This is a genomic window from Paenirhodobacter sp. (assembly GCF_041916475.1).
In the GTDB taxonomy this organism is placed as follows: Bacteria; Pseudomonadota; Alphaproteobacteria; order Rhodobacterales; family Rhodobacteraceae; genus Rhodobacter.
In genome coordinates this window covers 1-15,688 of the sequence record NZ_JAYRZN010000016.1, presented here as the reverse complement: position 1 = coordinate 15,688, position 15,688 = coordinate 1, and the positions used below count along the sequence as shown (strand labels likewise).

The 15,688-nt window shown below is 66.8% G+C and carries 15 protein-coding genes and 1 pseudogene; all 16 read left to right on the top strand.

Annotated elements, in window-relative coordinates; genetic code table 11:
• Positions 1–13 precede the first annotated feature (13 nt).
• Positions 14–712, top strand: coding sequence for a CDP-alcohol phosphatidyltransferase family protein (locus tag ACOMG5_RS08565; protein WP_420343378.1), 699 nt, complete (start codon positions 14–16; stop codon positions 710–712).
• A 174-nt stretch (positions 713–886) separates the two neighbouring features.
• Positions 887–3,856, top strand: a complete 2,970-nt coding sequence (gene ileS / locus ACOMG5_RS08560; RefSeq protein WP_420343377.1) for an isoleucine--tRNA ligase — start codon at positions 887–889, stop codon at positions 3,854–3,856.
• Positions 3,857–3,966: 110 nt separating this feature from the next.
• The gene (locus tag ACOMG5_RS08555; protein ID WP_420343376.1) at positions 3,967–4,599 is read left to right on the top strand and encodes a hypothetical protein; all 633 of its coding nucleotides are present in this window, start codon (positions 3,967–3,969) and stop codon (positions 4,597–4,599) included.
• The gene (gene ybgC / locus ACOMG5_RS08550; RefSeq protein ID WP_420343375.1) at positions 4,596–4,997 is read left to right on the top strand and encodes a tol-pal system-associated acyl-CoA thioesterase; all 402 of its coding nucleotides are present in this window, start codon (positions 4,596–4,598) and stop codon (positions 4,995–4,997) included. The genes ACOMG5_RS08555 and ybgC overlap by 4 nt, the downstream gene beginning before the upstream one ends.
• Positions 4,998–5,167: 170 nt before the next feature.
• Positions 5,168–5,863 (top strand): protein TolQ, encoded by a 696-nt coding sequence (gene tolQ / locus ACOMG5_RS08545; protein WP_420343374.1) that lies wholly within the window; start codon positions 5,168–5,170, stop codon positions 5,861–5,863.
• 3 nt (positions 5,864–5,866) lie between these two features.
• The gene (locus ACOMG5_RS08540) at positions 5,867–6,355 is read left to right on the top strand and encodes an ExbD/TolR family protein (RefSeq protein ID WP_420343373.1); all 489 of its coding nucleotides are present in this window, start codon (positions 5,867–5,869) and stop codon (positions 6,353–6,355) included.
• Positions 6,356–6,367: 12 nt separating this feature from the next.
• Entirely contained in the window at positions 6,368–7,792 is a 1,425-nt protein-coding gene (gene tolA / locus ACOMG5_RS08535) for a cell envelope integrity protein TolA (RefSeq protein ID WP_420343372.1), read from the top strand.
• A 104-nt stretch (positions 7,793–7,896) separates the two neighbouring features.
• Positions 7,897–9,213: a Tol-Pal system beta propeller repeat protein TolB gene (tolB, locus tag ACOMG5_RS08530; RefSeq protein WP_420343371.1), complete on the top strand. Its 1,317-nt coding sequence runs from the start codon at positions 7,897–7,899 to the stop codon at positions 9,211–9,213.
• Positions 9,214–9,278: 65 nt separating this feature from the next.
• Positions 9,279–9,818 (top strand): peptidoglycan-associated lipoprotein Pal, encoded by a 540-nt coding sequence (gene pal / locus ACOMG5_RS08525; RefSeq protein WP_420343370.1) that lies wholly within the window; start codon positions 9,279–9,281, stop codon positions 9,816–9,818.
• A gap of 3 nt (positions 9,819–9,821) precedes the next feature.
• On the top strand, positions 9,822–10,658 hold the full coding sequence (gene ybgF / locus ACOMG5_RS08520) for a tol-pal system protein YbgF (protein WP_420343369.1): 837 nt from the start codon (positions 9,822–9,824) through the stop codon (positions 10,656–10,658).
• Entirely contained in the window at positions 10,649–11,848 is a 1,200-nt protein-coding gene (tilS, locus tag ACOMG5_RS08515) for a tRNA lysidine(34) synthetase TilS (protein ID WP_420343368.1), read from the top strand. The genes ybgF and tilS overlap by 10 nt, the downstream gene beginning before the upstream one ends.
• A gap of 78 nt (positions 11,849–11,926) precedes the next feature.
• On the top strand, positions 11,927–13,828 hold the full coding sequence (ftsH, locus tag ACOMG5_RS08510) for an ATP-dependent zinc metalloprotease FtsH (RefSeq protein ID WP_420343367.1): 1,902 nt from the start codon (positions 11,927–11,929) through the stop codon (positions 13,826–13,828).
• 7 nt (positions 13,829–13,835) lie between these two features.
• A complete protein-coding gene (locus tag ACOMG5_RS08505) occupies positions 13,836–14,612 on the top strand; it encodes a methyltransferase domain-containing protein (protein WP_420343366.1) in 777 nt (258 codons plus the stop codon).
• Positions 14,612–15,205, top strand: a complete 594-nt coding sequence (locus ACOMG5_RS08500) for an MOSC domain-containing protein (protein ID WP_420343365.1) — start codon at positions 14,612–14,614, stop codon at positions 15,203–15,205. Before ACOMG5_RS08505 ends, ACOMG5_RS08500 begins: the two co-directional genes overlap by 1 nt.
• Positions 15,206–15,259: 54 nt before the next feature.
• Positions 15,260–15,565, top strand: a complete 306-nt coding sequence (locus ACOMG5_RS08495) for a chorismate mutase (protein WP_420343364.1) — start codon at positions 15,260–15,262, stop codon at positions 15,563–15,565.
• A pseudogene (locus ACOMG5_RS08490) lies at positions 15,562–15,688 on the top strand (bifunctional methylenetetrahydrofolate dehydrogenase/methenyltetrahydrofolate cyclohydrolase); the annotation flags it as partial. The gene ACOMG5_RS08495 and the pseudogene ACOMG5_RS08490, both read left to right, overlap by 4 nt.

Sequence of the window (15,688 nt, the reverse complement as noted above, 5' to 3'; positions counted from 1 at the left end):
GGCAGAGAGGGGCATGGATATTCGCTTCAAAGCTCTTTCGGTTCACCTCCTCACTGCGACCGGCGCAGTGCTGTCGATGCTGGCGATGCTGGCGGCCGTCGAGGAAAAATGGGCGCTGATGTTCCTGTGGCTGGTGGTCGCGCTGGTGGTGGATGGCGTGGATGGCCCGCTCGCGCGGCGCTACGATACCAAGCACAACTGGCCGACCTATGACGGCGTCCTGATGGACCTGATCGTCGATTACCTGACCTATGTCTTCATCCCGGCCTATGCGCTGTTCAAATCGGGCCTGCTGCCGGGCTGGACGGGTTGGCTCGCGATCATCGCGATCACCTATGCAAGCGTCATCTATTTTGCCGATACGCGCATGAAAACGAAGGACAATTCCTTCTCCGGCTTTCCTGCCTGCTGGAACATGGTGGTTCTGGTGATGTTTGCGCTGCAGCCCGGCTACTGGACGATCCTCGGTGTGGTTCTGGCGCTGTCCGTCGCGATGTTCTTCCCGCTGAAATTCATCCACCCGACGCGGACGATGCGCTGGCGCTGGCTGTCGCTGCCGGTGGCGCTGGCCTGGACGATCTTTGCCGCCTGGGCCGCCTGGCTCGATTTCGCCGAAGGGCATATCGCGCATTGGGGCCTGGTGGTGACGTCGATCTACCTGATGGTGGTGGGCATCGTGCAGCAGCTCGTGCCTGAGCGCGCGCGGCCCTGAAGCGGCCGGTCAAGGCGCTTGCCGCGCGCGAGTGCCTTGCCTATAACGCGCCGCATGACCCGGTGTGCTCATATCCATCGAATTACCGGCCCGGCGCTCTGACGCGTCAGGGTGGCCGGGAGATGTGAGCCGTTCCATGGGCGCGGGATGCGCCCGTTTCCACAGGACATTCCGATGAGCACTGACGCCACCGTCGATTACCGCGATACCGTATTTCTGCCCGAAACCGAGTTCCCGATGCGCGCGGGCCTGCCGCAGCGCGAGCCCGACTGGCTCGCCCGCTGGGAGCGGCTCGACGTTTATGGCCAGCTGCGCGCCAGGGGCGCCACGCGCGCGCCCTTCGTGCTGCACGACGGCCCGCCCTATGCCAACGGCCATCTGCACATCGGCCATGCGCTGAACAAGACGATCAAGGACATCATCGTGCGCTCGCATCAGATGATGGGCCATGACAGCCGCTATGTGCCGGGCTGGGATTGCCACGGCCTGCCGATCGAATGGAAGATCGAGGAGCAATACCGCGCCAAGGGCCTGAACAAGGACGAGGTGGATGTGGTGGCGTTCCGCCAGGAATGCCGCGCCTTTGCCGAGAGCTGGGTGAACATCCAGCGCGAGGAATTCAAGCGCCTCGGAGTCACCGGCAACTGGGACGACCCCTACCTGACCATGGATTTCCACGCCGAGGCGGTAATCGCCGAGGAATTCATGAAGTTCCTGATGAACGGCACGCTCTATCAGGGCTCGAAGCCGGTGATGTGGTCCCCGGTGGAGAAGACCGCGCTGGCCGAGGCCGAGGTCGAGTATCACGACCACACCAGCCACACGATCTGGGTTCGGTTCAAGGTCGTAAAGGCCCCGTCGAACGTCGTGGCCATCCCTGACGGGGCGCCTGGCGCCTCGCGAGAGACAAATAGCGGCCTGCTGAAGGGGGCTTCGGTCGTCATCTGGACCACAACCCCTTGGACGATCCCGCAGAACCGCGCTGTGGCCTATGGCCCGGGCATTGCCTATGGCGCCTATCGGGTGGATGCGGTGGAGGAGAAATCCACCGCCGTGGCCGGCGAGGTGCTGATCCTCGCCGATGCGCTGGCCGAGAGTGTGAAGGCCGCGGCAAAAATCGCGGGCTGGACCCGCTTGCGGGATGTGGCTCCTGATGAGCTTGGGGAGCTGGTCCTTGCTCATCCGTACAGGGGGCTGGTCGAGGGCTCCGAGGACGATGGCAACAACTGGAATTTCGCTGTGCCGCTCCTGCCCGGCGATCACGTCACCGAAGATGCCGGGACGGGCTTCGTGCACACCGCGCCCTCGCATGGCGACGACGACTATCAGATGGGCCTGAAATACAAGCTGCCGATGACCTACAACGTCGAGGCGGATGGCAGCTACCGCAAGGATCTGCCGCTGTTCGGGGGCGAGGCGATCCTCGACCAGAATGGCAAGGAGGGCCCGGCCAATGTCTCCAATATCAAGCAGCTGGCCTATGCCGGCGCGCTGCTCGCGAAGGGCAAGATCAAACACAGCTATCCGCACAGCTGGCGCTCGAAGGCGCCGGTGATCTATCGCAACACGCCGCAATGGTTCGCCGCGATCGATTTCGAGCTGCATGACGGTATGGGGGAGTATGGCGATACGATCCGCAAGCGGGCGCTGAAGTCGATCGAGGAGCTGGTGAAATTCACCCCTGTTTCCGGCCGCAACCGCCTGCATGCGATGATCGAGAACCGCCCCGATTGGGTGCTGAGCCGTCAGCGCGCCTGGGGCGTGCCGCTCACCTGCTTCACGAAAAAGGGCGCGCGCCCGACAGATCCGGATTTCCTGCTGCGCAATGCCGAGGTGAATGCCCGGATCAAGGCCGCTTTCGAGCGGGACGGCGCCGATGTCTGGTATGTGCAAGGATTCAAGGAAAGTGTGCTCTCCGGTATCGTCGATCCGTCGGATTATGAACAGGTGTTCGATGTGCTCGATGTCTGGTTCGACAGCGGATCGACCCACGCTTTCGTGCTGCGCGACCGGGCCGATGGCACCGCGGACGGCATCGCGGACGTTTACCTCGAAGGCACCGACCAGCACCGCGGCTGGTTCCATTCCTCGCTGCTGCAGGGCTGTGCGACCAAGGGCCGCGCACCCTATCGCAACGTGGTGACGCATGGCTTCACGCTGGACGAGAAGGGCATGAAAATGTCCAAGTCGCTCGGCAATACCATCGTGCCGGCCGAAGTGATCAAGCAATATGGCGCCGACATCCTGCGCCTGTGGGTGGCACAGACGGATTACACCGCCGATCAGCGCATCGGGCCGGAAATCCTGAAGGGCACCGCCGACAGCTATCGCCGTCTGCGCAATACGCTGCGCTTCATGCTGGGCGCGCTTGCAGGCTTCACTGAGGCCGAGCGCCTGAGGCCCGCCGAAATGCCGGAGCTGGAACGCTGGGTCCTGCACCGTCTGGCGGAGCTCGATGCCCAGGTTCGCGCGGATTATCGCGGCTTCAATTTCTCGGGCGTGTTCCAGACGCTGTTCAACTTCTGTACCGTGGATCTTTCCGCCTTCTGGTTCGATGTGCGCAAGGACGCGCTCTATTGCGATGCGCCGGGCGGCCTGCGCCGCCGTGCCGCGCGCACGGTGCTGGACCTGCTGTTCCACCGCCTGACCACCTGGCTGGCGCCGATCCTGCCGTTCACGATGGAAGACGTCTGGCTCAGCCGGTTCCCGTCGGAAGACGGCTCGGTGCATCTGCAGGACTTCGCGGAAACGCCGGATGCCTGGCGCGATGCCGCCCTGGCCGCGAAATGGGAGGGCATCCGCCGCGCCCGCCGCGCCGTCACCGCGGCCCTCGAAGTGCAGCGCACGGCGAAGGTCATCGGTGCCTCGCTGGAAGCGGCGCCTGTTGTCCATGTCGAGGATCCGGCTCTGGCCGGTGCTCTCGCTGCGGCAGATTTCGCCGATCTGTGCATCACCTCGGATCTCACGGTGACCACGGATCCGGCACCCGCCGATGCCTTCCGTCTGGCCGAGGTGCCGGGCGTTGCGGTTGTATTCGTTCGTGCCGATGGCGAGAAATGCGAGCGCTGCTGGAAAATCCTGCCCGACGTCGGCAGCCACAAGCACGCGCATACCTGTGCCCGCTGCGACGCGGTCCTCGGCTGAGAGCCCATGCAATGCCGTAAAAGGGCGCCACGCTGGCGCCCTTTTTCCTTTTGGTAAGCTTCACCCCGCCCCCGCTTTCGCCTAGGGTGGCGCCAAACCGGGGGCTGACCATGACTGAAACCGAGACCCTGACGCCCGCAGACGTCACCCGAATGTTCACCCGGGCGGGGGGCGATTACCTCTTTGCCCGTTGGGGGCGGCCGATCGTGCCGGTGGTGTTCGGGGTGGATGCGGCCACGCTCGCGACGGTGAAGGGCGCGGTGGAAGCGGTGGTCGCGCTGGCGGGCCACAAGATGGCCGAGACGGATCCGGAGCTCGGCGCGAACCTGATGATCTTCTTCTTCCGCGACTGGCAGGAGCTGCTGGAGGTGCCGAACCTCGATCAGCTGATCGACGGCCTCGCGGATATCGTCGCCCGGCTCGATGATCAGGGCGCCAACCAGTACCGCGCCTTCCGCTTCGATGCCGATGGCGCGATCCGCGCCTGCTTCGCCTTCATCCGCATGGATCCCGCGCTGGACGAGGCCCCGGCCGAGACGATCGCGCTGTCGCTTGCGACGCAGGTGATCCTGCTCTGGGGGGAGGCGGCGTTCGATGCGCATCCGCCGCTCGCACAGATGCGCGGGGTCACGGTGCTGCGCCCCGGCATTGCGGGGCTGATCCGCGCAGCCTACGATCCGGTCCTGCCCGCCTGCGCGCAGGACCCGAGCCATGCTCTCCGCCTGGCCGCGAGGATCGGATGAGCCACAGCTTCGCCCTCCGCGTCTATTACGAGGACACCGACCTCGCCGGCATCGTCTATTACGCGAACTACCTGAAGTTCATCGAACGCGGGCGCAGCGAATGGGTGCGCGCGCTTGGCGTGGATCAGGTGGCACTGAAGCGCGACCATGGCATCGTTTTTGCCGTGCGCCGGGTGGAGGCGGATTACCTGCGCCCGGCGAAATTCGACGATACGCTCGAGGTCCGGACGGAGCTGATCTCCGCGACCGGGGCGCGGATCGTGCTGGATCAGCTGGTGCTGCGCGATGGCGAGCGGCTGTTTGCGGCCACGGTGACGCTCGTTTGCCTCAATGATGCCGGCGCACCGGCGCGTTTGCCCGCGGATGTGCGCCACCGTCTTGCGCCGCCCGTGCACTGATCGCACACTGCCTTGGGAGCCGGTGGCAGGCATGTGCCTGCCGCATGGCGGCGTTCATCCGCGCGTGATGACGCAGTTGTTATGGCGTTCCCCCTGATCCTCGGATAGAATCGGCGTAAAGGAACCGCGAAGACGGTTTCATCAGAGCAGTGAACGCCCAAGGCACCTAAATGGACCAGCAAACCCTCGCACATGCGCAGGAGATTGATTTCTCCTTGCTCGCGCTTTTCCTGCGCGCTTCGATCACCGTGAAACTGGTGATGCTCGCGCTGACCCTCGCCAGCTTCTGGTCGTGGTCGATCATCATCCGGAAGTTCATCACCTTCCGCGCCGCGCGCTCGGAAGGTGCGGCCTTCGATCAGGCTTTCTGGTCTGGCGAGCCGCTCGATGAGCTTTTCGATCAGATCGGCCCGACGCCTTCCGGCGCAAGCCAGCGCATCTTTGCTGCCGGCATGCTGGAATGGCGCCGCAGCCACCGCCAGGATGGCGAGCTGATCGCCGGGGCGCAGGCGCGGATCGACCGCTCGATGGATATCGCCATCGCCAAGGAGGGCGAGCATCTGAACTCGGGGCTGAGCTTCCTCGCCACCGTCGGCTCGACGGCGCCCTTCGTCGGCCTGTTCGGGACGGTCTGGGGGATCAAGGTCGCCTTTGAGGAAATCGCGATCTCGCAGAACACCTCGCTCGCGGTCGTGGCGCCCGGGATTTCGGAGGCGCTCGTCGCCACCGCGATCGGTCTTGTCGCCGCAATTCCGGCCGTCATCTTCTACAACAAGCTGTCAGGCGATGCGGACAAGATCACCGCGGGCTACGAGGCCTTCGCCGACGAATTCTCCACGATCCTTTCGCGCCAGCTGGACGCCTGAGCGATGGGCGCGGGGGTGATGAAGAAGGCGGGCGGGGGCAGTGGCCGCCGCCGTCGCGGGGGCAAGGGCCGCCATGGTGTGATGGCGGAGATCAACGTCACGCCGATGGTCGACGTGATGCTGGTGCTGCTGATCATCTTCATGGTCGCCGCGCCGATGATGACCGTGGGCGTGCCGCTGGAGCTGCCGAAGACCGCGGCCAAGGCCGTGCCCACCGAACAGGAAGAGCCGCTGACGATCTCGCTGCAGAAGGACGGGACCGTGTCGCTGATGAATACCCCGGTCGAGGAGGCGGCGCTGGTCGAGCAGCTGCGCGCTGTTGCGGCCGAGCGGACCTCCGACAAGATCTACCTGCGCGCCGATGGGGGCATCGAATATGCCCATGTGGTGCAGGTGATGGGGGCGCTGAACGCGGGCGGCTTCACGAATATCGTGCTGGTGACCGACACCGGCGGGCCGCAGCTGACGGGGAAGGCTCCCAAAGGGAACTGATCCGCCATGAGCATGGACAGGGCAGAGAAGACCGGCAATATCGTTTCGGCGGGGCTCCACATCGTGGTGATCCTCTGGGCGATCGTCGGCAGTGAATGGTTCCCGACCAAGCCCGCGGAGCCGGTGAAAATGACCGAGGTCGCGGTGATCTCGCAGGCGGATTTCGAGGCCTTGCAGGCCGCGGCCGGGGGCGAGGACACGGTTGCCAAGGGCGAGGCCGCACCCGAGGCCCCGGCTGGCGGCGCACCTGCCGCGGCCGAGCCCGAAGCCGCGCCGCCCGAGGCGGCTCCGGAGGAGGCTACGGCCGAAGCGGCGCCGCCGCCCGCGGCCGCGCCCTCGGCCCCGCCGCCGCCCGCCGCGAAGCCGGAGCCGAAGCCCGACCTGTCGGCCGTGGCCACGCCAACGCCAAAGGCGGAGGTAACGGAAATTCCGCCCTCGATGCTGCCGCCGGTGGAGCGGCCGCAGGATACCGCCTCGCCCGATTTCTCGCCGCGCCCGAAGGAGCGCCCTGCGCCCCGCGTGGCGCCGGTTCCTGCGCCCGCGCCGGAGCCAGATACGCAGGTCGCGAAGGCCGATACCCCGCCTGAGAAGACCGAAGAGGCGAAGAAACCCGAGCCGGTGGAGAAGCCGAAGGACGCGGCCGCACGCCCGGAGGCCACCTCGCAGCCGACGCCGGAGCCCGAGCAGGAGCCGGAAAAGACCTCGGCGCCGAGCACGCAACAACGCCCGAAGAACCGGCCCAACAAGCCGGTCGACGCGGAGCCGACGGATGACAATGCCGAAGAGCTGAAGATCGCGGCGGCGGAGAAGGCGGCGAAGGAGAAGGCTGCGGCCGATGCCAAGGCTGCCGCCGACAAGGCCGCGAAGGAAAAGGCCGCAGCGGATGCCAAGGCCGCCGCCGACAAGGCAGCGAAGGCGAAAGCGGCGGCCGATGCCAAGGCTGCCGCCGACAAGGCCGCCAAGGCTGCTGCCGCGAAGGCCGCGGCGGACAAGGCGAAGGCGGGCTCCGGCTCGGGCATCAACGACGCCCTGGCCGAGGCCATGGGCGCCGAAACCGGGACCGGCAAGGGCCAGGGCGCGGGCTCGGGCGGGCTCGGCATCGCCAAGAACGGCCCGCCGGTGACCGCGGGTGAGAAGGAAGCGCTGATCGTCGATGTGAAGGCCTGCTGGAACGTCGGGGCGCTCAGCTCCGAGGCGATGCGGACCACGGTGACGGTGCTCGTCAACATGAACCAGGACGGCAAGCCGGACACGAAAACGATCAAGATGGCGAGCTCTTCGGGCGGCTCGGATGCGGCGGCGAAGCAGGCCTTCGAGGCGGCGCGGCGCGCGATCATCCGCTGCGGCTCCGATGGCTTCCCGCTGCCGAAGGAGAAATACGGCTGGTGGCAGCAGATCGAGATCGTGTTCGACCCGAACAAGATGAGGATGAAGTGACGCAAAGGACTCAGTCCTGCGAAATCGCTTCACCTCGACGCCTTGTGATGTTGCTTGCGGGGCATTTTGGATAGAACGGGCCGGAGCCCAAGAGGGATATTGTGATGTTCCGTTTTGCACTTGCCGCCGTCGCGGCGCTGATGATCGGGCCGGGCGTGGTGCACGCCCAGCAGGGCCCGCTGCATATCGAGATCGACGACGGTGTGGTCGAGCCGATGCCCTATGCCATGCCGGTCTTCATCGATGAAGGCGGGGCGGGGGAGGCTGCGGCGAACCTGACCAAGGTGATCAATTCGGATCTGGAGGGCTCGGGCCTGTTCCGGCGGATCCAGGACGGCGCCTATATCCAGAAATTCGGCTCCTTCAACACCCCGGTCAGCTTCAAGGACTGGCAGGCGATCAACGCGCAGGCGCTGGTCGTGGGCGGGGTGTCGAACCAGGGCGGCAAGCTGGTGGTGAAGTTCCGTCTGTTCGACGTCTATGCCGGGCAGGAGCTGGGCGCGGGCCAGCAGCTGGCAGGCTCCGCCGCGAACTGGCGTCGGCTGGCGCATAAGGTCGCGGATGTGATCTATAGCCGGATCACCGGCGAGGGCGGCTATTTCGACAGCCGCGTGGTGTTCGTCTCCGAAGCCGGGCCGAAGAACGCGCGCCAGAAGCGGCTCGCCGTGATGGACTATGACGGCGCCAATGTGAACTACCTGACCGACAGCTCCACCATCGTGCTGGCGCCGCGGTTCTCGCCCACCGGAGACCGGGTGCTCTACACCACCTTCGAGACAGGTTTCCCCCGGATCAAGCTCATGAACGTGGGCAATGCCTCGGGGCAGCTTCTGCCCGAAACCCCCGGAACGATGGCCTTTTCGCCGCGCTTCGCGCCGAATGGCGGCTCGATCGTGTTCTCGCTCGAACAGAGCGGCAATACGGACCTGTACAAGGCGGGCGTGAACGGCGGCTCGCCGCAACGGCTGACGAACAGCCCCGCGATCGACACCGCGCCCTCCTTCAGCCCGGATGGCTCGCGCATCGTGTTCGAGAGCGATCGCTCCGGCGGCCAGCAGATCTACATCATGTCGGCCTCGGGCGGCGAGCCGGTGCGCATCTCCTATGGCGATGGCCGCTACGGCACGCCGGTCTGGTCTCCGCGCGGCGATCTGATTGCCTTCACCAAACAATCGGGCGGGCGCTTCTTCATCGGTGTGATGCGCACGGATGGCTCGGAGGAGCGGCTGCTGACCGCCTCCTACCTGGACGAAGGCCCGACCTGGTCTCCGAACGGCCGGGTGATCATGTTCACCCGCGAGGCGCCGGGCGCCGGCGGCGGCGCGCAGCTCTACAGCGTGGATATCTTCGGGCGCAACCTGAAGAAGGTCGGCAATCCGGGCGGGGCATCGGACCCGTCCTGGGGGCCGCTGCTTCCCTGATTCACACCGGATTCTTCATCTGATAACGTCAGCCCCGAAGGGCAGAAACAAAAGGCGGAAACGACATGAACTTCGCATCCAAGGCAGCACTGGCGCTGGCACTCCTCGGCCTCGCGGCCTGTAACAACCCCGACAAATACGGCAACGGCGTGGACGATCCCGGCGGCGCCTACGGCTCGGGCCAATATGGCGCGGGCGGCGCGGGCGGCGTTGCCATGGGCAATATCAACGACCCGAACTCGCCGGCCTATTTCAACGCCAAGGTGGGTGACATGGTCCACTTCGTGGTCGACCAGTCCACGCTCTCCGACGAGGCACGCCAGATCCTCTCCGGCCAGGCGCAATGGCTGAACAGCCATCCGCAATATTCGGCGATCATCGAAGGCCATGCCGACGAACAGGGCACCCGCGAATACAACCTCGCGCTTGGCGCCCGCCGCGCGACCGCGGTGCAGGAATACCTGGTCTCGCAGGGCATTTCCGGCAGCCGTCTGCGCACCGTCTCCTACGGCAAGGAACGCCCGCTCGCGACCTGCGCCTCGGAATCGTGCTTCTCGCAAAACCGGCGCGCGGTCACGGTGATCTCGCTCGGCGCGGGGAGCTAAGCGATGCGGCGGGTTCTGCTGGGGGCGGCGATGGCGCTGGCGCTGGCAGCGCCCGCCTTCGCCCAGGACAAGGAGACGCTGGCCGATATCCGCAAGGAGCTCGGCCAGCTGTCGTCGCAGTTGCAATCCCTGCGCTCGGAGCTGGTGGCTTCGGGCGCTAAGGGCATGCAGGCCGCCGGGGGCGCCAGCGCGCTCCAGCGGATGGATACGATGGAAGCCTCGATCTCGCGGCTGACCTCGCGCACGGAGGATCTGTCGAACCGGATCGACCGTGTGGTGAAGGACGGCACCAACCGGATCGGCGACCTGGAATTCCGGGTGTGCGAGCTGGAAGAGGGCTGCGATCCGGGCTCCGTCGGGAATGCGGCGCCGATCGGCGGCGCGGCTCCGAAAAGCACGGCCTCCGCGCTCACCGCGCCTGCGCCGAATGTGACCAATGCGCCGAAAGGCGATCTGACCGTGAACGAGCAAGCAGATTTCGACCGGGCCAAGGAGGTGCTCGGTCAAGGTGACTTTCGCGGCGCCGCGGACCTCTTTAAGACCTTTGCCCAAACCTACCCGGGCGGTCCGCTGACGGCGGAAGCGGCCTATATGTCCGGGGATTCGCTCAGCAAGGCAGGCGATGTGCCGGGTGCTGCGCGGGCCTGGCTCGACGCCTTCTCGGCCGATCCGGAAGGCCCGCGCGCGGCCGACAACCTGTTCGAGCTCGGGCGTTCGCTCTCCACGCTCGGGCAGAAGGCCGAATCCTGCACCACTTTGCGCGAGGTGGCGGCCCGATTCCCGAGCAGCCAGGCCGCGGGCCGTGTGCCTGCCACGCTGAGCCAGCAGGGATGCCAGTAGACCTCGGAGCGATCCTGACCGAAGCCCTTGGCCCCGATGCGCCCCGCCGCGTCGGGGTTGCGCTCTCGGGGGGCGGCGATTCGGTGGCGCTGCTGCATGCGGCGCGGACTGCGGGCTTCGCGGTGGAGGCGGCGACGGTGGATCATGGCCTGCGCCCGGAATCGGCGGCGGAGGCTGCGGCGGTGGGGCGGGCCTGTGCGGCGCTTGGCGTACCGCATACAGTGCTGCGGTGGGCCGAGGCGCCGCGGGGCAATGTGATGGATGCCGCGCGCCGCGCGCGCCTGCGCCTGATCGGCGCCTGGGCGCGGGAGCGTGGCATTGGCATGGTGTTGCTCGGCCATACCGCGGATGACCAGGCCGAGACCTTTCTGATGCGGATTGCGCGCGAGGCCGGGCTCGAAGGGCTGAGCGGCATGCGCACACGGTTCGCGGCCGAAGGGGTGATGTGGTGCAGGCCCCTGCTCGGGGTTGAGCGCGGGGCGCTGCGCGGCTGGCTGCGGGAGCGGGGAATCGGCTGGATCGACGATCCGAGCAACGAGAACGCGCGGTTCGGCCGGGTGCGCGCGCGCCGCGCCATGGCAGGGCTTCGCCCGGCCGGGGTGACGCCCGCGGCGGTGGGCGCCGTGACCGGGCATCTGGCGGCGGCGAATGCGGCGCTGGAGCGCATGCTGCGCGATTGGGCCGGGCCGCATGTGGCGGTGCGGGAGGCCGAGATCCGGATCGCGGCGGCGCCCTTCGCCGCGCTCGATCCGGAATTGCGGCGCAGGCTAGTGAACGCGGCGCTGATCTGGGTCGCCTGCGCGGACTATCCGCCGCGGGCGGCGCAGCTCGCCGGGCTCCTGGGGCAGATGCGCGATGCGACGCTGCACGGATGCCGGCTGCGCCTGTCGGGGGGGGAGATCATCATTGCCCGCGAATTGCGCGCGGTGGCCGGGCTGCGCCTGCCCGTCGGCGCGGTCTGGGACGGCTGGCGGACCGAGGGGCCCGCGGCCGAGGTGGCGCCGCTTGGCGCCGCCATCGCCCAATGCCCGGCCTGGCGCGAGGCCGGCCTCAGCCGGGCGGCCGTGATGGCGTCGCCCGCGATCTGGCGCGGCGAAAGCCTGCTTGCGGCCCCTTTTGCGGGGCTTCCGGGCGGCTGGAAGGTGCACAACCTCCGCGGCAGTTTCGCCTTTGCCGGATTCAGGCGTTGAACCTCGCCCCGTAATGCCTATTTTCACACGAAAGGCTCGGGCAGCGTCCCGCGGCCCGGTCTGATCTGGAGGTGCCTCTTGGGCAACGCACGCAATCTGGCTTTCTGGGCCGTGTTGTTCCTGTTGATTCTTGCGCTGTTCAACCTGTTCGGTGACGGCCAGACTTCGATGAACTCGCGGCAGGTGGCCTATTCCGATTTCATCAACTCCGTGGACAAGGGCGAGGTGAAATCGGTCCAGATCGACGGCGAGGATGTCCGTTATCAGACCGGCGACGGCGCGACCTATGCCACGGTGAAGCCGCAATCCGACCCGATCGCCGAAACGCTGATCGGCAAGGGCGTGACCGTGAATGTGGTCAAGCAACAGCAATCGGGCTTCATGTCGCTTCTGGGCGTGTGGCTGCCCTTCATCGTGATGATCGGCATCTGGATCTTCTTCATGAACCGGATGCAGGGCGGCGGTAAGGGCGGCGCCATGGGCTTTGGCAAATCCAAGGCGAAGCTCTTGACGGAAAAGCAGGGCCGGGTGACGTTCGACGACGTGGCCGGCATCGATGAGGCCAAGGAAGAGCTGGAAGAGATCGTCGAATTCCTGCGCAACCCGCAGAAATTCAGCCGCCTGGGCGGCAAGATCCCGAAGGGCGCGCTGCTCGTGGGCCCGCCCGGTACCGGCAAGACGCTGCTCGCGCGCGCCATTGCGGGCGAGGCGGGGGTGCCGTTCTTCACCATCTCGGGCTCCGATTTCGTGGAAATGTTCGTCGGCGTCGGCGCGTCGCGCGTGCGCGACATGTTCGAACAGGCGAAGAAGAACGCGCCCTGCATCGTGTTCATCGATGAAATCGACGCGGTCGGCCGGGCCCGCGGCGTCGGCATCGGCGGTGGCAACGATGAGCGCGAACAGACGCTGAACCAGCTTCTGGTCGAGATGGACGGGTTCGAGGCCAATGAAGGCATCATCATCATCGCCGCGACCAACCGGCGCGACGTGCTGGACCCGGCGCTGCTGCGCCCCGGCCGGTTCGACCGGCAGATCCATGTGCCGAACCCGGATATCAAGGGCCGTGAGAAGATCCTGACCGTGCATGCCCGCAAGGTGCCGGTGGGGCCGGATGTGGACCTGCGCGTGATTGCGCGCGGCACGCCAGGGTTTTCCGGCGCGGATCTCGCGAACCTTGTCAACGAAGCGGCGCTGATGGCTGCGCGCGTCGGGCGGCGCTTCGTGACGATGGAAGATTTCGAGAACGCCAAGGACAAGGTGATGATGGGGGTGGAGCGCCGGTCCATGGTGCTGACGCCCGAGCAGAAGGAAATGACCGCCTATCACGAGGCGGGACATGCCGTGGTCGGGCTGAAACTGCCGAAATGCGACCCGGTCTACAAGGCTACGATCATCCCCCGCGGTCAGGCTCTCGGCATGGTGGTCAGCCTGCCGGAAATGGACCGGCTGAACTACCATAAGGACGAAGCCAAGGAAAAGATCGCCATGACCATGGCGGGCAAGGCGGCCGAAATCCTGAAATGGGGCGAGGAGCATGTGTCGAACGGCCCGGCCGGCGACATCATGCAGGCTTCGGCGATCGCGCGGGCGATGGTGATGCGGTGGGGCATGTCCGACAAGGTCGGCAACATCGACTATTCCGAGGCGCATGAGGGCTATCAGGGCAATACCGGCGGCTTCTCCGTCTCGACCAAGACCAAGGAGCTGATCGAGGAAGAGGTGCGCGAGCTGATCGAGACCGGCTATCAGGACGCGCGCCGGATCCTCATGGAAAACCACGAGGAATGGGAGCGCCTGGCGCAGGGCCTGCTGGAATACGAGACCCTGACCGGGGACGAGATCCGCAAGGTCATGGCGGGCGAGCCGATCCAGGGTGACCATGGCGACGAGCCGCCCTCCGGCAATCTGCCCTCGGTGACCGCGCTGCCCAAGACCAAGCCTGCGCCGAAGGGCGATACCGCGCCGAAACCCTCGGCCTGAGGCGAAGATGACGCAGGACTGGAACCCGGACGCCTATGACCGCTTTCAGGACCTGCGGCTGCGCCCCGCGCTGGATCTGATCGCGCGGGTCGGGGCGCTCCCGCATGGCAAGGTGATCGACCTGGGCTGCGGCTCGGGTGCGGCCGCCGCCGCCCTCGCCGCCCGCTGGCCCGACAAGAAGCTGGTGGGCGTCGATGCTTCTCCCGCGATGATCGCCCGTGCCGCGGCGACCGGCGCCTATCGCCGCTGCGATCTCGCCGATATCCGCAGTTGGGATCCGGGCAAGCCCTCGGCGCTGATCTTCTCCAATGCCGCGCTGCAATGGGTGGGGGACCATGCCGGGCTCCTGCCGCGGCTGGCGAGGCTCCTGGCGCCGGGGGGCACCCTCGCCGTTCAGATGCCGGTCCAGAGCGGGGCGCCTTCGCATCGGTTCCTGCGCGATTTCGCGGCCGAAATGTTCCCGGACCGGTTCGATTTTACCGGCTGGGTGCCGCCCGTGGCGGGGCCGATGGACTATGCCCGCCTGCTTGCGCCGCTCGGGCAGGCGGATATCTGGACCACCGAATATATTCAGCGCCTGCCCGCCGCGCGCGACGGCCATCCGGTGCGGCTTTTCACGGAATCGACCACGATGCGCCCCTTCGCGGAGAAACTCTCGGCGCAGGAGCTGGCGCAGCTGATCGCGCGCTATGAGGCGGCGCTGCATGTCGCCTATCCGGCGGAGGCCGATGGCAGCGTGCTGTTCCCGTTCCGGCGGCTGTTCTTCGTACTGAGGGTGCGCTGATGCCGGCGCTGACGCCCACGCAGTTCCGCGGCGAGGTGGTATTTCTCGGGCGGGTGCCGGTGGGGGGCGGGCTCGCCTCGGAGCCGGTACCGAGCCTCGATCTGGCTTTCGGCGGGGCAGTGGGCGAAGCGCATTCGGGCCTGACCCGGCCGAGCTGCAGCCGTGTCGCGCAGCAGCATCCGAAGGGAACCGAGATCGCCAATGTCCGGCAGCTGTCGGTGCTGTCAGAGGAAGAGCTGGCCGAAACCGCTTTCGCGATGCGGATCTCGCAGCTGGCGCCGGAATGGGTGGGCGCGTCGGTCGTGCTGCGGGGGCTGCCCGATCTGACCCATTTGCCGCCGTCGTCGCGGTTGCAGGGGCCTGATGGCGCGACGCTGGTCGTCGATATGGAGAACCAGGCCTGTGTTCTGCCCGGGCGCGTGATCGAAGGCATCCATCCGGGCACCGGGGCGCGCTACAAGCCCGCCGCGCAGGGGCGGCGCGGGGTCACCGTTTGGGTCGAGCGTCCGGGCCAGCTGCGGCTCGGGCAAATCCTGCGCCTGCATGTGCCGGGGCAGCGGCCCTGGGCGCATCTCGCGGATGCCCGGGGTTGAGCCGCGCCGCGGAAGCTGCAATACGGGCACAGGTGTCAATCAGGGGCGAGGCCGATGCGGGACCCATCCACCATTCCCGACATGACCGAATTGCGGGCGGAGATCGACCGGACCGACCGGCAGCTGATTGAGCTGATGGCCCATCGTGCGCGGCTGATCGACCGGGCGATCGCGCTGAAACCCGCACTCGGGTGGCCCGCGCGGATCGATGCGCGGGTGGAGGAAGTCGTGGAGAATGCCCGGAATGCCGCGTTTGCGCAGAGCCTCGATCCCGATCTTGTGGAAGAGATTTGGCGCCGGATGGTCGAATGGTCGATCGCCCGTGAGGAAATCGTTCTGGGCAAGGGAGAGCGTGGATGAGCGCGGCGATTATTGACGGGAAGGCTTTTGCGGCGGGTGTTCGCGGGCGTGTGGGGGCGCATGTTGCGGCTCTGAAGGCGCGTGGCGTGGTGCCCGGTCTGGCGGTTGTGCTGGTGGGCGAGG